This window comes from Ligilactobacillus araffinosus DSM 20653 (assembly GCF_001435375.1).
Taxonomy (GTDB): domain Bacteria; phylum Bacillota; class Bacilli; order Lactobacillales; family Lactobacillaceae; genus Ligilactobacillus; species Ligilactobacillus araffinosus.
Window position 1 is genome coordinate 55,893 of sequence record NZ_AYYZ01000012.1, and the last position, 17,196, is coordinate 73,088.

General features: G+C 37.1%; 15 protein-coding genes and 1 pseudogene. 9 read left to right on the plus strand and 7 right to left on the minus strand.

Translation table 11 applies throughout. The features are described 5' to 3' along the window. The first annotated feature begins 4 nt into the window (after nucleotides 1-4). Together pstB and phoU are read left to right on the plus strand one after the other, a co-directional pair. A complete protein-coding gene (pstB, locus tag FC64_RS02300; RefSeq protein ID WP_057906355.1) occupies nucleotides 5-760 on the plus strand; it encodes a phosphate ABC transporter ATP-binding protein PstB in 756 nt (251 codons plus the stop codon). A gap of 14 nt (nucleotides 761-774) precedes the next feature. Further along, nucleotides 775-1,530 (plus strand): phosphate signaling complex protein PhoU, encoded by a 756-nt coding sequence (phoU, locus tag FC64_RS02305; protein ID WP_057906356.1) that lies wholly within the window; start codon nucleotides 775-777, stop codon nucleotides 1,528-1,530. Nucleotides 1,531-1,568: 38 nt separating this feature from the next. Here the strand turns inward: phoU and FC64_RS02310 are convergent, their stop codons facing one another. The 4 genes from FC64_RS02310 to FC64_RS02325 are packed head-to-tail and all read right to left on the minus strand — an operon-like array spanning nucleotide 1,569 to nucleotide 4,833. Next, on the minus strand, nucleotides 1,569-2,492 hold the full coding sequence (locus FC64_RS02310; protein WP_057906357.1) for a polysaccharide deacetylase family protein: 924 nt from the start codon (nucleotides 2,490-2,492) through the stop codon (nucleotides 1,569-1,571). Further along, entirely contained in the window at nucleotides 2,489-2,782 is a 294-nt protein-coding gene (locus FC64_RS02315; RefSeq protein WP_057906358.1) for a hypothetical protein, read from the minus strand. The genes FC64_RS02310 and FC64_RS02315 overlap by 4 nt, the downstream gene beginning before the upstream one ends. Beyond that, a complete protein-coding gene (locus FC64_RS02320; RefSeq protein ID WP_057906359.1) occupies nucleotides 2,782-3,987 on the minus strand; it encodes a glycosyltransferase family 2 protein in 1,206 nt (401 codons plus the stop codon). Before FC64_RS02320 ends, FC64_RS02315 begins: the two co-directional genes overlap by 1 nt. Before the next feature lie 54 nt (nucleotides 3,988-4,041). Next, nucleotides 4,042-4,833 carry a class A sortase gene (locus tag FC64_RS02325; RefSeq protein ID WP_057906360.1) on the minus strand — a complete coding sequence of 264 codons (792 nt, stop codon included), beginning with the start codon at nucleotides 4,831-4,833 and terminating at the stop codon, nucleotides 4,042-4,044. Nucleotides 4,834-5,132: 299 nt separating this feature from the next. Between FC64_RS02325 and FC64_RS02330 the strand changes: the two genes are divergently transcribed. Next, a complete protein-coding gene (locus tag FC64_RS02330) occupies nucleotides 5,133-7,670 on the plus strand; it encodes a M1 family metallopeptidase (RefSeq protein WP_057906361.1) in 2,538 nt (845 codons plus the stop codon). Between the two features lie 121 nt (nucleotides 7,671-7,791). Continuing rightward, the gene (locus FC64_RS02335; RefSeq protein WP_057906362.1) at nucleotides 7,792-8,421 is read left to right on the plus strand and encodes an NAD(P)-dependent oxidoreductase; all 630 of its coding nucleotides are present in this window, start codon (nucleotides 7,792-7,794) and stop codon (nucleotides 8,419-8,421) included. A gap of 30 nt (nucleotides 8,422-8,451) precedes the next feature. Here the strand turns inward: FC64_RS02335 and FC64_RS02340 are convergent, their stop codons facing one another. Further along, nucleotides 8,452-9,102 (minus strand): histidine phosphatase family protein, encoded by a 651-nt coding sequence (locus tag FC64_RS02340; protein WP_057906363.1) that lies wholly within the window; start codon nucleotides 9,100-9,102, stop codon nucleotides 8,452-8,454. A 198-nt stretch (nucleotides 9,103-9,300) separates the two neighbouring features. Here FC64_RS02340 and FC64_RS02345 point away from each other — a divergent pair, with 198 nt between their 5' ends. After that, entirely contained in the window at nucleotides 9,301-10,011 is a 711-nt protein-coding gene (locus FC64_RS02345) for an MIP/aquaporin family protein (protein WP_057906364.1), read from the plus strand. 73 nt (nucleotides 10,012-10,084) lie between these two features. On the opposite strand, the gene FC64_RS02350 is transcribed toward FC64_RS02345, so the two are convergent. Then, the gene (locus FC64_RS02350; protein WP_057906365.1) at nucleotides 10,085-12,790 is read right to left on the minus strand and encodes a C39 family peptidase; all 2,706 of its coding nucleotides are present in this window, start codon (nucleotides 12,788-12,790) and stop codon (nucleotides 10,085-10,087) included. A 601-nt stretch (nucleotides 12,791-13,391) separates the two neighbouring features. On the opposite strand from FC64_RS02350, the gene FC64_RS02360 reads away from it, so the two are divergent. Beyond that, a complete protein-coding gene (locus FC64_RS02360) occupies nucleotides 13,392-13,637 on the plus strand; it encodes a carboxymuconolactone decarboxylase family protein (RefSeq protein WP_057906367.1) in 246 nt (81 codons plus the stop codon). Here the strand turns inward: FC64_RS02360 and FC64_RS02365 are convergent. Beyond that, nucleotides 13,634-14,530 carry a LysR family transcriptional regulator gene (locus tag FC64_RS02365; RefSeq protein WP_057906368.1) on the minus strand — a complete coding sequence of 299 codons (897 nt, stop codon included), beginning with the start codon at nucleotides 14,528-14,530 and terminating at the stop codon, nucleotides 13,634-13,636. The genes FC64_RS02360 and FC64_RS02365 overlap by 4 nt on opposite strands. 98 nt (nucleotides 14,531-14,628) lie before the next feature. On the opposite strand from FC64_RS02365, the pseudogene FC64_RS02370 reads away from it, so the two are divergent. The 3 genes and pseudogenes from FC64_RS02370 (at nucleotide 14,629) to FC64_RS02380 (ending at nucleotide 17,187) form a co-directional block, all read left to right on the plus strand. Next, nucleotides 14,629-15,050 (plus strand): annotated as a pseudogene (locus tag FC64_RS02370) (cupin domain-containing protein). Between the two features lie 13 nt (nucleotides 15,051-15,063). Continuing rightward, a complete protein-coding gene (locus FC64_RS02375) occupies nucleotides 15,064-15,378 on the plus strand; it encodes a carboxymuconolactone decarboxylase family protein (protein ID WP_057906369.1) in 315 nt (104 codons plus the stop codon). Nucleotides 15,379-15,738: 360 nt separating this feature from the next. Continuing rightward, nucleotides 15,739-17,187 carry an MFS transporter gene (locus FC64_RS02380; RefSeq protein ID WP_057906370.1) on the plus strand — a complete coding sequence of 483 codons (1,449 nt, stop codon included), beginning with the start codon at nucleotides 15,739-15,741 and terminating at the stop codon, nucleotides 17,185-17,187. Nucleotides 17,188-17,196 lie beyond the last annotated feature (9 nt).

Below are 17,196 nucleotides of genomic sequence, written 5' to 3' on the forward strand. Positions count from 1 at the left end.
TCGAATGACACAAATTATGACAGTAGAAAAGGTTCATTTATATTATGGAAAAAAAGAAGCGCTTCACGGATTTGATATTGGGTTTAATGAAAAACAAATTACAGCCTTGATTGGACCTTCAGGATGTGGGAAATCAACTTTTTTAAGATGTTTAAATCGAATGAATGATTTAATTGAAAATGTGACAATCACCGGCAGCTTTAAGCTTCAGGGTAAGGATATTTATAGTCCACGAATGGATGTTGTCGAACTTCGAAAAGAAGTTGGGATGGTATTTCAACAACCTAATCCATTTCCGCTATCAGTTTATGATAATATTGCTTTTGGATTGAAATTAAAAGGCATCAAGGATAAGCATTTGATTGACCAAATTGTTGAGGAAAGTTTAAAGAAAGCAGCTGTATGGGATGAAGTTAAAGATAATTTGAAAAAAGATGCATTGGCATTTTCTGGAGGACAGCAGCAACGGATTTGTATTGCACGTGTTTTAGCAGTTCAGCCTAAAATTATTTTGATGGACGAGCCAACGAGCGCTCTTGATCCAGTCTCAAATGCTAAAATTGAAGATACATTGGTTGAGTTAAAAAAAGATTATACAATCATTATCGTGACTCATAACATGCAACAAGCATCACGAATTTCTGATAATACGGCCTTTTTTTTAAACGGCGATTTGATAGAATATGGAAAGACGAAAGAACTATTTTTAACCCCTAAAGAAAAATTAACAGATGACTATCTTAATGGACGATTTGGGTAAGGAGGAAAAAAGAAATGGTAAAAGAAATTTTCAAAGACGAAATGAAAAAACTTAACGGCCGTTTTAATGAAATGGGAATTGACATTAGCGAGCAAATTTATCAGGCTACAAAATCATTTATTGAGCATGATCAACAACTTGCAGAAAAAATCATTGAGCGTGATGAAACGATTAATAATAATGAAATTTCACTTGAAGAACGGGCATTGAATTTAATTGCATTGCAACAGCCAGTTGCCCATGAATTTCGGAAAATTATTAGTATTTTAAAAGCCAGTTCTGATTTGGAACGGATTGGCGATCACGCAATTATTATTGCCCGGGAAACGATTCGGTTAAAAGGTAATAACCGGATTCCGGAAATCGAAGAGTTGATTTCAAGTTTAACGGCGGATATTCGCAATATGCTTGAACAGTCACTGGATGCATCGATTCGGGATAATGAAGCTGAAGCCCGGAAGATTGCGGCATTGGATCCGGAAATTGATCAGCAATATTATCATATCTATCAAATGATTGTTGAAATCATGAAACGTGAAACGGATACCGCCGTGGCGGCAATGAGTTATTTAATGGTTGCACGGATCTTGGAACGAATTGGTGATCATATTGTTAACCTTTGCGAATGGGTTGTTTATGATACAACAGGAAAGATTCAAGAATTAAACCCAGGAAAGCTTAATCGCGATGAATATTTAAAAATAGAGGAACAAGAAGCACTGGTCCGTCATGAACGGAAAAAAGCACGAATGAAACGGGAAAATAAATAAAAAAATAAGCTTGACCATAACTGCGTCAAGCTTATTTTTTAATTTTCTACACTAGCATTTACCCACTTTTTAATAACGTTATTCCAGGAATGCTCATCAACCATTGTTCGCGGAAGGGGCTGACGTAAATCATAACCAGGGGTAACGATTCCGTTATCAAGAGAGAAAGTGACCATGTCATGATCTGCAAGATATTTTTGTTCACGTTTGGTACCTTCCCCATATGGATAGGCAAAATAAGGGGTTCGATGCCCAATCTTCTTTTTAATAATTTTTTCTGATTTTTGATAGTCTTTCTTAAAGCGGGGATAATTCCGAGCATATTTTAAAGCAGGTTTGTTATCGATCAGATAGTGCATATTGTTAGTGTGTACTCCAATCGTAACGTTTGGACTTTTAAGGACTTTATGTAGTTGTTTCCAGGTTGCAAGCCGGGTCCCGTTATCGTAGCGTCCAGTATTACTTGTAACAATAAATGCTGTATACGGAATATTTCCTAATTTTTTAAACAATGGGTATACATTTGAAGTCAGGGTTGAATCAACATCGTCAAAAGTTAAAACAACATATTTATGCTTTAAGGGCTTATTTTCTTTAATTAATTTAACAGCTGTGCTTATTGGAATAATACGGACTCCATGATCTTTTAAATAATGAATTTGGTATGCTAATTTATCAACCGGCATACTATACTCGTGTAATTGATCATTATTTGAAAGCGTGAGAGCAAATCGACTTGAGAAAGTATGGTTATTAACTACACGGTGGTAGCATAAAATTAAAATTCCATTTTCATGAAGTTGTTGATTTGATATTTGCCCGCTACTAACTTCTCGTGCTTCATGCTGTTGTTTAACTTGGTCAAGATGTTCTGAATAGAAGGATCCGCCAATAATGATTAAGCATAAAATAATAAAAATCCAATGCCAAAAATGTTGAATAAATTGTCCAATCTTTTTCATTTATTTACTCTTTCTTTTTTAGTTAGTTGCCCTGTTTTTTTTAAGTAGCAAAATTTAAACCAAATAGACCGTGCGATTCCAAGGCCAAGAATGATGATTGAAGAAATTGCTAATAAGGCAAACATCTTATCAAAGGTATCATAGTTGCAACTGGTTGCAACATAGAAATCAATCATCCATTCTTTAAAACGACGGCTTAGAAAATCAAAGAAAATGACAAAAATAAAAATTTGAATGAGATTGCCAATAATGTAATACATAAATTCAAATAATTTTTTTAATATTTTCATTATTTAATTTTCCCCCGATCAGATGCACCCCAAGCAGCAAATTTTACAGAATCAAATAGATGATAAAAAGCGGCAAAGACTACGACAATATTGTTCAGCCAGTAAGTGTAAAAGAAGAACGGAAGATAAAGCCAATAATTTCTATATTGAATGTAACTGTTTTTCCAATTAAAAAGTTTAGAGAAACCATAAAAAAGTAATGTTACACCATAATAAGTTACTAGCGCTCCAAGATTAATTCGAAGATTCTTCATGAGAATAAATTCGAAAAAGATTTTAGGAATTGCAAATGATACTAAAAAGACCCAAGTGTAACTACAGCACATATCCAATGCCAAAAAACGCTGTCCCCAAGAAAGGCGCGGAATCATCTTAAAATGGTTCCGTAAAACTTCAAGTCCGCCACGCCCCCAACGAATTCGTTGTTTAACAAATCCGCGAACGGTTTCGGGAACATAAATCTGACATAAAGCACGTGGCTGGTATGTGCAATAGTAACCTTTATCATATAAACGCCATGTTACGTCAATATCTTCGGTCATAGCTTGGGTGCTCCAGCCACCGACATCTTCTAAAGCGGAACGTCTAAAAAGGGTCAATACACCGGAAACCGTCATAATATGACCTAGAAAAAAAGACTGCGAACGTTTAATCATATCAATGTTAAGAATATACTCAAGGAATTGAAACTTTCCAATTAATGTTGAAACATTTTTAACAATTGGCCGCCCAGTTACTGCAGCAATACGTTGGTCGGCAGAAAGGGCAGCTACAAGGTAACTAAGGGAATCTTTTTTAAAAATTGTGTCAGCATCAACACATAGAATATAATCGGCTTTGCTTTCACTTAAAGCACGGTTTAAAGCAGCTGCTTTCCCCATATTTTTTTTCTGCGCTTTGATTTCAATGTTTGAGTATTTTTTAGCAAGGGTATGCATAATTTGAAGAGTGTTATCTGAACTTTTATCATCAATCAAAATTACACGGTAGTTTTGATAGGTGATTTGTTCTAAGGAGTCAATTGAACGTTCAAGTACGGCTTCTTCGTTATAACATGACATAAAAACTTCAACCGAAGGTCCATTATCTTTTCGCTTTAAACGTAATTTAGTAAAGGTTCGTTCACAGTAGTTAAAGAAAATTGCGCCAATTACCCAGAAAAAAGACATGACAACAGGATAATGAAGCTCAAATCCTCCAATCATAAAAAAATTCCTCCTTAATGTTTAAAAATATTTTAGTTATATACGAAAACGGGCCTAATGTGCCCGCTCAGATTTAGTTGTTATTTGATAATTTTCTGGACTTAACATATGCAAATAAATCATATTCCATTTCGATGATTTGAGTGAATATTTTTCATTTAAGAACGCCTTAGTCGAAGTTGAAATATCACTATAGTTACTTGTTTTAGTTAATTTTGCTTGATAAACAAAACGTTGTGATGTACTTTGGCTGTGACTAGCGTTTTCACATGTAATAAGGGTCAGGCTCGGCTGGCTGGAGTCTTCAAGAACGGTATTATTATGTTGTGAAATTCGAGCTTTGGTATAAATCTTGTAAGTATATACCTTATGAAAATTAGTGATGTTTAACGTGTCGCCAACTTTGGCTTTTTGGTAGATAGGGGCAAACAATGCGTCCCTACTTGATGAAACATTATGGGCGGCAATTGAATAGTTACCTTGTCCCATTTTCTCATTAGGTTCAAGGGCACCAGCACATAATGAATAAATTGTTTGGTCAACACCGTTTACAATTGGAACATTTAAACCAAGTTTTTGATTGTAAATTCCGCCAATAACTTTGATTTGTGGATGATACGCGCGTGCTTTGACAACGGAAAAAAGATTTAATGGTTTAACGCTTGCCCAGTCATATGGTACCTTGGCATTTTTTTTAGTTTGAATTTCATCGCTAAAAATTACCGGATGATAATTTTCGATTAAATAATTTGTGATTGGTTTATTAAAAAGTAAAACCAGGCCAATGATAAAGGCAATCCCAAGAAAAATTTGTCTGATTCCGTAAATAATTTTTTTCTTTTTCATTGCTTTATAAAAGTTTTATTTTTAGTAAAACTTATGACATCATGTCTCCCTCATAATTCTCTCATGTACAATATAATATAACACAATTCATGAAAGTTAAATTTCGAAATTATTTAGTCTTTTTTTAAGAATTATAATCCCCTTCACGGAAAAGTTTTAAATAGTATAATGTAAAAACCTTTACAATTGATTATTGTAAAAATTGAAGCCTATAATATTTTCTTTAAAAATATTTTGATGTGGCATATACTCAAAGTAGTTGGTGAAATACTCAGTTTACATATCGATGAGGTGATTAAATGACAAAAAAAGAACATTTATACGACCTATTCAAACCAGTTCATTATGATGTTTATCTTGATATTAACCGTGAAACAAAGACGTTCAATGGAAAAGTAACCATGAAAGGCGAAGCGGTTAAACCGAATATCAAGTTTAATGAGAAGTTTTTGAATATTACAGCCGTTAAGGTAGACAACGAAGCAGTTGATTTTAAGGTTGACGATCAAGCCGAGACTGTTGAAGTTAACGATAGCAAAACTGGCGAAACAACGGTTGAAATTGAATTTGACGCACAATTAACGGACACAATGATGGGAATTTATCCGTCGTATTACGAAGTTAATGGTGAAAAGAAGCAAATTATCGGGACTCAATTTGAAAGTACAGCTGCCCGGCAAGCATTTCCATGTATTGATGAACCGGAAGCAAAGGCAACTTGGAATTTGGCAATCAAGTATGATGAAAAACCAGGCGAAACAATTTTAGCTAATATGCCTGAAAAGGAATGCAAAGACGGAATTCATTACTTTGAAACTACAAAGCGGATGTCATCCTACTTGATCGCCTTTGCATTTGGTGAAATGGTAAGCAAACACACGAAGACCGATGATGGAATTAAGATCGGAGTTTATGCTTCACCAGCTCACAAGGAAGACGAACTTGATTTTGCATTGGACATCACAAAGAATGCCCTTGAATTTTATGAAAAGTACTATGAAACACCATATCCGCTCCCGCATTCATGGCAATTAGGTTTACCAGACTTTTCAGCCGGTGCGATGGAAAACTGGGGCTTGATCACATACCGGGAAGCTTTCTTAACATTGGATCCAAAGAATGCTTCATTAAGTGTTAAGCAACACAACGCAACGGATATTACCCACGAATTAGCTCACCAATGGTTCGGTGATCTAGTTACAATGAAGTGGTGGGACGATTTATGGTTGAATGAAAGTTTCGCCAACATGATGGAATATGTTTCAAGCGATGCAATTCATCCTGAATGGCACATGTGGGAAGTCTTCCAAGAAAAAGAAGTTCCAATGGCATTGAACCGGGATGCAATTGATGGCGTTCAACCCGTTCACGTTGAAGTTGAAGATCCAGCTGACATTGACGCAATTTTTGATGGCGCAATCGTGTATGCTAAAGGTTCACGGATGTTAGTGATGGTTCGTTCAATGATTGGTGACGACGCATTGCGGAAGGGCTTGAAGAATTATTTTGATGCTCATAAGTACGGCAATGCGGTTGGTGATGACTTATGGAAGGCGCTTGGCGATGCTTCTGGAATGGACGTCAGTGCAGTCATGAAATCATGGTTAAACCAACCAGGTTATCCAGTTGTAACGGCTAAGATCGTTGATGGCAACCTTCAATTATCACAAAAACAATTCTTCATCGGTGAAGGCAAGGATGAATGCCGGCAATGGCAAATTCCGTTGAACAGCAACTATGAAACTGTCCCAGAATTAATGAAGGATCAAACCCTTGATCTTGGAAACTATGCTGAATTGAAGCAAAAGAACGGTAATAAGCCATTTGTTTTGAATGTTGGTAACAACTCACACTTCATCGTTAAATACGATGAAATGTTGTTGAATGATATTCTTGACCATGTTGATGACTTAGATGCAATCAGTCAACGCGAATTATTACAAGACATGCATTTGTTGGCTAAGGGTCGTGAAATTTCATACTCAGCTCTTGTACCATTAATGAGCCACTTTACAAAGAATAAATCATACATTGTAAATGACGCATTATTTGAAATTGCTGATGATTTGAAGAAATTCGTTAAACCAGGTTCAGAAGACGAAAAGAACTTGCGGACATTATTTAATGAGTTAAGTGCTGATAAATATGCAGCTCTTGGAATCGAATCAAAAGATGACGATGATAATGATGCCGTATTAGGCCGGCCAACCATCGTTAAGGCGGCTTTGTATGCTAAGAATGAAAAGGCCATCAAGGATGCTCACGCAATGTTTGAAGCTCATAAAGATCAGATTGCAACGATTCCAGCAAGCGTGCGGCCATATGTTATGATGAGTGAAGTTGCAAATTATGGTAACGAAGATTTGATCAAGACATTGTTGAACGAATACCGGAAGACAAGTGACGGAATTTATCAACGTGACTTAAGTACAGCATTGACGGCAACTTCAAATAAAGCTGCAATTCAAGAAATTCTTAAATGCTTTAAGGATGCTGACACAATCAAACCGCAAGATCTGCGTGAATGGTATGTTGGATTGCTTGGTAACAGCGAAGCTCAACAAGCTACCTGGGATTGGATGCGTGATAATTGGAATTGGTTGATCGATATATTAGGTGGCGACATGGAATTTCATACTTACGTAACTGTTACGGCCAATACCTTCTATACCAAGCAACGGTATGATGAATTCAAGGCATTCTACGAACCAAAACTGGACACTCCAGGGTTAAGACGTGAAATTGAAATGGACGTTAACTTGATCAAAGGAAAAGTTGATTTGGTTGAAGCCGAAAAGAATGCAGTTGAACAAGCAATTGCAAACGAAGTTAAATAATTGATAAAAAGACTAGGTTTGCCTAGTCTTTTTATTAACTAATAAATTAATTTACCTTTTCATTATTTAGTGATATCAGTTAGAATAGTTGGTATAGATATCAATGAAAAGAGGAAAAAAGATGAAAGTTGGAGTTATTGCTGCCAATGGACGGGCTGGCCGGCGAGTCGTTAAACGGTGCGTCGAAGAAGGATTTGATGTGACTGCAATTGTTCGGCATGAAAATCAAACCGCAGCTCAAAATGTGTTACTAAAGGATCTGTTTGATTTAACAACTGATGATGTAAAAGATTTTGATGTGGTTGTTGATGCTTTTGGAGTTTGGGATGCAGGTGATGTCGGTCTCCATGTTTCATCAATGCAACATTTAATTTCGATTTTACAAAAAACAGATATTCGGTTAATTGTAGTCGGCGGAGCGGGTAGTTTGATTGCTGATTCAGAAACGAACATGCAACTAGTAGATACGAAAGACTTTCCTGAAGAGGCACGGCCGGTAGCAAAGGCGATGAGTGTTGCTTTTGACAATTTGCGGATAAGTAAAGATTTGAGATGGACGTATGTAAGTCCGGCGGTTAACTTTAAACCAACTGATGAATCACAAGGACATTATGTAATTGTGACGGGCGATAATTTATCGTTTGATAAAGATGGCAAGAGCGAAATCAGTTATGCTGATTTCGCACGGGCATTAGTTGATGAAATTGAAAACGATAAACATGAAAACCAGCGAATTTCGGTTCGGTGGTAAAGAAAAGAAGCACGCGATCGCGTGCTTCTTTTAGTAATGATTATAATATTCAACTGAAATTTTGCCATGATCATCGACAACCAGTTTGGTTACTGATCCGTTTTTCGGGCCGTTGACAGTGGCGCTATATTTCGGTGCAAAGTGGTCAACGATCGTCCGAATCGTCAAACTATGACTTACAAGAAGCAATGTCTCTCCGTTGCCATGATGTTCTTTAAGGTACTCGAACCCGGCTGCAATCCGGTTCCAGTAAGTTTGATCATCCTCGGCATCGCCCCATGGATCAGCTTCGTGAAGAAGATCACGGGTTGCAGCGGCTCCCATTTTATCTAAGATTTCGTAATATGTTTTGCACCCGTGCGGAATGCCCACCATTGTCCAAATATGACCGGAATCAGCGCCTTCAAAGTAGCCAAAGAATTGTTCCCGGAAGTTGGGGAGTTCGTGCGTTTCAGGTGCTTTAAATTGATTCTCAGCAATGATCATATCGCGGGTTTGAATTGCACGAGGCGAATCACTGCTGTAAGCGAAGTCAAACTGAACATCTTTAAGTCGTTGACCAGCTTTTTTTGCATCTTCAATTCCTTGATCAGTTAACGGTGCATCACACCATCCCTGGAAACGGCGGTATTTGTTTAAAATTGTTTGCCCATGCCGAGTCAAGTAGATTGTAAAACTCATTATTATTCCCCATTTACTATGATTTGATTACTGTTATTTTATCATACCTGATTAAATTTCTTAAAGTTGTTTAAGAAAAGGGGGATTGATCGAATTTTCTGAAACAAAAAGCTATAATCATTTATGTTGTGAAAATTGATTCTCGTTTTTGAAACTGATGATTGATTTTCAAAATTAAATTGGGAGGCATAGGAGATTATGCATGGATTTATCGGTGAATTTTTCGGCACGATGATCTTAACTGCCATTGGTTGCGGCGATGGGGCTGGAATCAACTTAAAAGGGACTTTCAGTCGGGATCAAAATTGGCTTTTTGTATCCCTTGGCTGGGGTCTTGGAATCACGTTTGGGGTTTACGTTGCCGGAACATTAGGTTCAAAGGGCTTTATTAACCCAGCAATTACATTGGGAACGGCAATTTGCGGGTTGTTCCCATGGAGCCAAGTATTGCCATACTTAAGTGGTGAATTTTTAGGAGCATTTGTTGGGGCTGCGCTTGTTCTGATTCAATATTATCCGCACTTCAAGGCTTCAAAGGATGAAGCGGATGGCAATTCAGTTGGAATTTTTGCAACGGCTCCCGCAATTGAAAGCCCAGTCTTTAACTTCTTTAGTGAATTGATTGCCTCGTTCATTTTCATTTTTACGTTACTGGACTTAGGTAACTTTACTCAAGGATTAAAGCCGTTGATTGTTGGCTTGATCATCACCGCAATCGGAATGGCTCTTGGGGGCACGACCGGCTTTGCAGTTAACCCAGCGCGTGACTGGGGTCCGCGGTTGGCATACACGGTTTTGCCAGTTCCAAATAAGGGAACCGCAAACTGGAAATATGCTTGGGTTCCAATGGTTGGTCCAATTGTTGGCGGAATTTTAGCGGCTGGTTTGCATGTGGCATTGATGAAATAAAGTTAATAATAAAAATACAAAAATACCGATTTCGAATTCTAGAAATCGGTATTTTTGTATTTAATTTTTCTGATTAATAACTAATTGCACGTTGTGCATCAGCGTTCCAGTGTTGATAGAAGTATCCGGTACTCATACTTGCTTTTTGGCCTGTCCAAGGATCATTGTAGTATAGCGTATCACCTCTGAAGCCAGTTAAGGTTAATGCGTGGTTTACAAAACCATCAACGTTTGCAACCCAAATAACAACAAGGTGACCTTGAATAAGCTTATCTTTAATTGCGTCTAAACTTGCGCCGGTCATGATCTGGCTATGTCCGATATGATGGTTTACAACAGGAGCAATTCCGGTAGGGAAGATCCACCAACCGCTTGGACTAAATGGATTTCCAACAAATCCTTTATTACCATCATTGCTTCGCGGCATTTCATTTGCTAAGTCAATTTTATTAACGTTGCAGCCGGCATACTTGAGCATCATTGTAACGGCTGTGATTTCACATCCTGTTGGAAGTTCAGGACGTTGGCAAACGACATCTGCGTTGTTAAATACACCTTCGACCGCACCATTTACATTATTAATATAGAATGTTTCACGTCCAATCGTTGTGTCGTTGTGGAACATTTTACCGTCATTGGCATAAACGACCCATTTATGCTGATCACCAATATACTGTAAGCCGGTCTTCATTGCACCAGTCACATTATCGAAAAGATACCAGTCATTATTGATATTTTGTTGACCATAAAGCATTTGTCCTTGATCGTTATAGTAAACGGTTTTGTGTTGGTCACCGATGTATTGGAATCCAGTTTTCATTGCGCCAGTCACGTCATCAAAAAGATACCAATGACCGTTGATTTGAGCTTGGCCGTGGACCATTTTTCCGTCGTTGGTGTAGTAGACAGTCTTGTTTTGATCATTAATATACTGGAATCCTGTTACAAAATGATTTTGATTAAAAAGATACCAGTCATTGTTAATTTTTACCTGGCCGTTTGCTTCAAGGGCACTTGAATTATCAAATGAGTATGTTTGGTCATTAATGGTTTGGGTTCCGGTTACTCCTTGACCATTGCCTTGATAGTAGTAAATTCGATGGTTATTTGAGTCAGTTAAGAAACCAGTTGCCATTGCGCCCGTAACATTGTCAAAGAAATAGTTACGTCCATTAATTGATTGATGACCATAAAGCATTTGTCCTTGGTTATTATAATAAACGGTCTTGTTTTGATCATTAATGTATTGGAATCCGGTCTTCATTGCACCCGTTATCTTATCGAAAAGGTACCAGTTATTATTGATTTTTTGTTGCCCATAGACCATGTTGCCGAGACCATCATAGTAAACGGTCTTGTTTTGATCATTAATATTTACGAATTGGTTTTTAATTTGTTTACCAGTTTGCGGATCAAAATATTGCCATTTATTATTAATTTTTTGCTGTCCGTAAACCATGTTACCGAGACCGTTAAAATAATATTCAGCATTAGTGTTTCGGTCCCAAACATATTGGTTTTTCGCTTGAGCACCAGTTACTGGATCAAAGAACTGTTTTTGACCATTAATAGTTTGAAGACCATAGACCATATTACCGTTTTGGTCGTAATAAACTTCTTTATTTTGATTGCCAATCCAAACATATGAATTCTTTGCTTGAGCACCAGTTACTGAGTCGAAATACATCCAATGACCGTTAATATTTTGTTGTCCATAGACCATATTACCTAAATTGTCATAACAAACGGTCTTGTTTTGATCTTTGATGTTTACAAATTGATTTTTGACTTGTTTACCGCTCTGTTGATCAAAATACTGCCACTTGTTATTGATTTTTTGTTGTCCATGAACCATGTTTCCAAGACCATCAAAGTAGTATTCCGCGTTGGTATTTTGGTCCCAAATATATTGATTTTTTGCTTGAGCACCGGTCGTTGGATTAAAGTACTGTTCTTTGCCATTAATGGTTTGAAGACCGTAAACCATATTTCCTTTATTAGGATCATAGTAAACTTCTTTATTTTGATCACTGATCCATTGATATCCAAACTGAAGAGCACCTGTTACCTTATCGAAAAGGTACCATTTATCACCAATTTTTTGTTGCCCGTATACCATGGCGCCACCTGCTGGATTATAATAACAAATCTTATTTTGATCGTTAATTTTTTGGAAACCAGTTAAATTTTTGCCATTTTCTTGTAAGTACCAATTGTTATTTTGATTAATTTGCTTAGCATTCGGATGGTTTTCAGCAAAGGTATATTTATCAAGATAACTTTGTGATGATTCTTGTGATGGTTGGACAATTTGATTTTGTTTTCTCGGTTGTTGGTTTAGTTGTGATTGATTTTCTGGCTTTTGAACCACGGTTTGTTGTTTCAGTTGAGGTTGGGGAACTGAAACGTTGGCATTTTGCTTTGGAACTTGTTGGGTTTGCCCATTTTTAGCAGGAACAGCAGCAAAATTTATAACTGTTTGATGTTCCTGACTTGGGCTAGATTGGTCTTTAATTTGACTTGAAGAATTACTAATCGGTGAACTAGAACTTGTTGTCTTTGATGAAAGAACAACGGTGTTTTTTTGATTATTTGTGGAAACTGAACTAATTCGTTTTTGCTGAATAGAGGTTGGTTGGCTAATTGAGTGTGATTGAACTTGATCAGCTTTTGCAACTGATGTTGTTCCTAAAGTTACCCCTAAAAATAAAATTGGAGCAGCAACCCATATTTTTCCAGATTTGTATAATTTATAACGTTTTTTCTCTTCATTAAACATTTAAATATACACCCTTTATCTATATATTTTTCATAAACGATGAAAAGTATACCATATAAATAGCGCTTTCAAGGCAAAATTTTCTAAATTGCTTATTATTTTTTTAGATCTGTATTATAAAACCTATTCACGTAGATTTACATTTCAGTTTCAGCTTGTGCAGAATCCATTTTGGAAAGGGTTTTGACAATGTCTTTTTTTATCGATTCTAAAACCTTAAAGTAACTTTTTTTAAACGGGATCAATTTTTTAAGCGTAACGTCCTTTTCGATCAATTCTCCAAGCAAGGGGAACCATTGAAGGGTACTTGTAAAAGTTATCCAATGAAGCGGGATTAAGCGTTTGGAGACTGTTATGAAGGTTATTTGCCCAATCAATAAAATCCTGTTGAATGATCAGTAGGATCACTTTGTTTTTTGATTTAATGTACTGATATAAGTTGTTGCGGGTGAAAGATAGTTTTTCATCTAATTTTTTCATTGTAATTTTATCAAACGGTAAGTTTTCTATTAGTTAAATCATTGCTGTTGTAATCTGATTAATTCTAATTAGCCGTTGTTCAATCAGATAATTCCAGTAAATCACCAAAAGCAACGCCAAGATGATCCGCAGTTCGGCAAAGACGTTCAGGCACGAATTTACGGAACAGAGATTCGCAATCTTCTCGCTGATCATGTTAAATGTTGATTTCCAAATCAAGGCGCATGCCAAGGGCTGTCTTAAAGCCGGCAACAGTGAATCGTTGATTATTTGGACAATTATCAATATGTTGCCATATATTGGCTTTCCGTTGGTAATCAACAGCATTCAAAAAGTGCATGCCGCAGCGCAGGAATTCAATGACTAGGCCTGAGTTTCACGTGAAACATGCTGTTTAACAAAATCAATAAAGGTCGTTATTAACTTGGAATAGTGATAGTTTTTTCGCCAAATCAACTGGTGGCTAGTTTGTAAATAGTTTTCAAATGGGATAAAAACAACGTCGTCGTAAGGATTGAAACGGCTAATACTATCGATTCCTAACATACAGTAATTGGATTGATGGACTAACGGCAAACTGTTAGGTGATAAATTTGCTGTAATTTTAATATTCAGTTTCTGCGGATCCAATCCGACAACTGCACTTAGTTCATTTTGAAGAATGTTTCGCCAAGGATAAATAATGGGATAGTCTCCCAAATCGTCAGCATTAATGGTTGATTTGTGCGCAAGCGGATGGGTTTGATTAACAAAAATTCCGTAACGTTCATAAAGCGGAAGATCAAAGCAGTGGTATTTAGCAGTTTCAATTGGGGTGATCACGAATCCAAGATCTAAAATTCCAGTGTCGATCTTATCTTTAATATCATTACCGATTGCACTATAGGTTTGGAATTTAACGTGTGGGAATTGCTTTTGAAAATCAGCAATTAGATCATCAACAAAGAAGGAGACTTTGCTTTCAACGTACCCGAGATTAATAGTTCCACTAAGTTCATGCTGATTAAAATTTTGAATTTCGCTGGTGGTTTGATTAATCAGGGTCAGAATATCCCGGGCATGGTGTTCAAACATTCTTCCTTCAGCGGTTAACGTAATTTCGCGTTTTCCCCGAATCAATAGTTGAGCTCCCAGCTCATCTTCAAGTTGCTTCAACAGGCGGCTTAATGTTGGCTGGGTAATATGTAATTTTTGAGCTGCATGCGTGATATTTTGCATTTTCGCAACGGTTAGAAAATATTTTAAAACACGAGTTTCCATTAAATTTCTCCATTCATTTTAAGCATCGTAATTGATTTAATATAAGCATTTTAAATCATGATTAATAGCCAATACAATTAAAAGTGGAGGGAGGATTTATGATGGGAAAGAATGAAAATGAAGTCAAAAATAACCGATTTGGTTTTGGAAAGTTAAATACCCAGTACGCAGATGTTTTTATTGGAAACAGTTATATTTAAATTCACTGGTATCCAAAGACGATAACATTGATGTTGGGATTTCAAATGTTAATTTTGAACCTGGCTGCCGAAATAATTGGCACATTCATTATAACGGATTTCAGATTTTATTGGTAACGGCTGGTGAAGGTTGGTATCAAGAAGAAGGTAAATCGGCTCAGTTACTTAAGCCCGGTGATGTGGTTGCGATTCATGAAGGGGTAAAACACTGGCATGGAGCAACTAAGAGCAGTTGGTTCTCACACATTGCCATCACAAAAGGTGAAAGTGAATGGTGCGAACCGGTCTCAGATGAACAGTACGATCAACTCGGTAAATAAAGGAGGAAGTAAAATGGAAAAACGAACAGCCGGTCACGATCAATTAGGTGACTTTGCACCGCAGTTTGCAGAGTTAAATGATGATATTTTATTTGGTCAAGTTTGGGCGCGTGAGGACCAACTTAGTCCGCGTGATCGTAGCTTGATTACAATTGCAGCATTAATGACAAATGGCGATTATGAACAACTCAAATATCATTTACAACATGGAAAAGACAACGGAATCACAAAAGATGAAATTGTTGAAACGGTCACCCAGTTGGCATTTTATGTAGGATGGCCCAAGGCTTGGACCGTTTTGAAAATGGCCAAGGAAATTTGGAAATAAATTTCTAGAAATGGAAGGCAGCTCAAAAAAACGGGAAATAAATTCCAAAAATGAAAGTTGACTTTAAAGCGTTGTAAATAAGCTTTTAGAAACAATGTAAGTAAATTCATAATGAAGAGACCGTGACATAAGTCGCGGTCTCTTTGCTGTCACATAATTGGGTTCCAAAATAAACGGGTTGAGTGGAAGTTCGAAAATCTCCGAATCTATGCTGACGCGATGCATTCGCGTTTCTGCTTCCACCACGCTCGTTTTTGCTGTTTTGTCATACTTTTTTTACATTAAAATAAGAAAATATATAGATAAATATTCATGTTATTCCGTCCCATCGATATAATAGAAAGTACAAGAGGGATTAGAATGACAAAAAGACAGCGAAATTGGGTAATGGCGTCGTTGCTTTTAGCAAGTTTAATGTCTGGGTTGGACGCAACGATCATTAATACAGCATTGCCAGCCATTATCTCGGATTTACACGGAATTCAATATATGGGGTGGATCGTGGCCGTTTTTCTTCTAGGGATGGCGGTTTTCTCACCGCTTTGGGGAAAACTCGGTGATCGAATTGGAAACAAGAAAGCCTTTGGATTGTCGATTTTAATTTTTATTGTTTCATCAATGATTGAAGGAACGACAGGCAATATCTGGGTGTTCATTATTGCGCGGGCCTTTATGGGAATTGGGGCTGGTGGAATGGGTTCGATTCCGTATATTATTTTGGCCCAGTTATATCGGAATATCCATCAACGTTCTCAAGGATTAGCTTATATTTCCGCAGCGTGGAGCGGAGCAATGATTATTGGCCCATTAATTGGGGGTTGGATCGTTGATACATTAAGCTGGCATTGGGTGTTTTATATTAACTTGCCGATTGGGATCATTACGATTCTAATTTTGAATATTTTCTTTAAAGAGAAGGTTAAAATCGTTCAGACGCCATTTGATTATCGTGGTTCTGCGTTTTTGATCATTGGGTTAGCTTTTGTATTAATGGGAATTCAACTTCTTGGAATGATCGCATGGGAATGGATCGTCGGGTTATTTTTAATTGGCGGCATTTTACTGATTTTATTTTGGAAAAATGAACGGCGGGTCAACGATCCAATCATTCCAACTCATCTCTTTAAATCCTCAAAATTAGTTAAGGATTTAGTGATTTTTGCATTGGCGTGGGGTGGGACGATTTCATTCAGTACTTATGCCCCAATGTGGGTTCAAGGATTGCTTGCGATGACTGCGCTTGTTGGGGGAATGACCCAAATTCCAGGTTCGATTTTTGACTTTGTCGGGTCGCAATTAACGCACTCGTTTCGAAAGAAAATCGGCGATCAAAATACGATTACAGTGGCATTGGTGATTGCCTTTCTGGCACCGTTTGGAATGCTTTGCAGCAAAGTCAATGCCGGCATTGGTTGGATTTGCTTCTTCAGTATTTTTTATGGCTTTGGTGTCGGGGTGATTTTTAATATTCTTCAGATCAAAGTCCAACAAGATGTTGATCACCGGGATGTGGGAATTGTGACGTCAGTGAGTTATTTGATTCGGATTCTTGCACAAACGTTTATGTCATCAATTTACGGCGTGATTATGAATATGGCACTTGCTCGGGGTGTCCGACCGACTCATGGGAAAATTACGGTCGCAATGATGGATAAATTAAGCGATAGTGAAACAGTTAATGAATTACCAGTTCATCTGCTTCCGCAAATGCGAATGATTTTGCATAGTGGGCTGCAAGACATTATGCTGGTTTCATGTGGATTGTTGATTGTTGCGATTGGATATAATCTTTTGAAAAAAACGGATTAAAATTTTTGG

What these genes read in the sequence shown, in the direction of transcription:
- pstB (WP_057906355.1), top strand. Translation starts at nt 5, where the DNA reads ATGACACAAATTATGACAGTAGAAAAGGTTCATTTATATTATGGAAAA.
- phoU (WP_057906356.1), top strand. Translation starts at nt 775, where the DNA reads ATGGTAAAAGAAATTTTCAAAGACGAAATGAAAAAACTTAACGGCCGT.
- FC64_RS02310 (WP_057906357.1), bottom strand. Translation starts at nt 2,492, where the DNA reads ATGAAAAAGATTGGACAATTTATTCAACATTTTTGGCATTGGATTTTT.
- FC64_RS02315 (WP_057906358.1), bottom strand. Translation starts at nt 2,782, where the DNA reads ATGAAAATATTAAAAAAATTATTTGAATTTATGTATTACATTATTGGC.
- FC64_RS02320 (WP_057906359.1), bottom strand. Translation starts at nt 3,987, where the DNA reads ATGATTGGAGGATTTGAGCTTCATTATCCTGTTGTCATGTCTTTTTTC.
- FC64_RS02325 (WP_057906360.1), bottom strand. Translation starts at nt 4,833, where the DNA reads ATGAAAAAGAAAAAAATTATTTACGGAATCAGACAAATTTTTCTTGGG.
- FC64_RS02330 (WP_057906361.1), top strand. Translation starts at nt 5,133, where the DNA reads ATGACAAAAAAAGAACATTTATACGACCTATTCAAACCAGTTCATTAT.
- FC64_RS02335 (WP_057906362.1), top strand. Translation starts at nt 7,792, where the DNA reads ATGAAAGTTGGAGTTATTGCTGCCAATGGACGGGCTGGCCGGCGAGTC.
- FC64_RS02340 (WP_057906363.1), bottom strand. Translation starts at nt 9,102, where the DNA reads ATGAGTTTTACAATCTACTTGACTCGGCATGGGCAAACAATTTTAAAC.
- FC64_RS02345 (WP_057906364.1), top strand. Translation starts at nt 9,301, where the DNA reads ATGCATGGATTTATCGGTGAATTTTTCGGCACGATGATCTTAACTGCC.
- FC64_RS02350 (WP_057906365.1), bottom strand. Translation starts at nt 12,790, where the DNA reads ATGTTTAATGAAGAGAAAAAACGTTATAAATTATACAAATCTGGAAAA.
- FC64_RS02360 (WP_057906367.1), top strand. Translation starts at nt 13,392, where the DNA reads ATGATCCGCAGTTCGGCAAAGACGTTCAGGCACGAATTTACGGAACAG.
- FC64_RS02365 (WP_057906368.1), bottom strand. Translation starts at nt 14,530, where the DNA reads ATGGAAACTCGTGTTTTAAAATATTTTCTAACCGTTGCGAAAATGCAA.
- FC64_RS02375 (WP_057906369.1), top strand. Translation starts at nt 15,064, where the DNA reads ATGGAAAAACGAACAGCCGGTCACGATCAATTAGGTGACTTTGCACCG.
- FC64_RS02380 (WP_057906370.1), top strand. Translation starts at nt 15,739, where the DNA reads ATGACAAAAAGACAGCGAAATTGGGTAATGGCGTCGTTGCTTTTAGCA.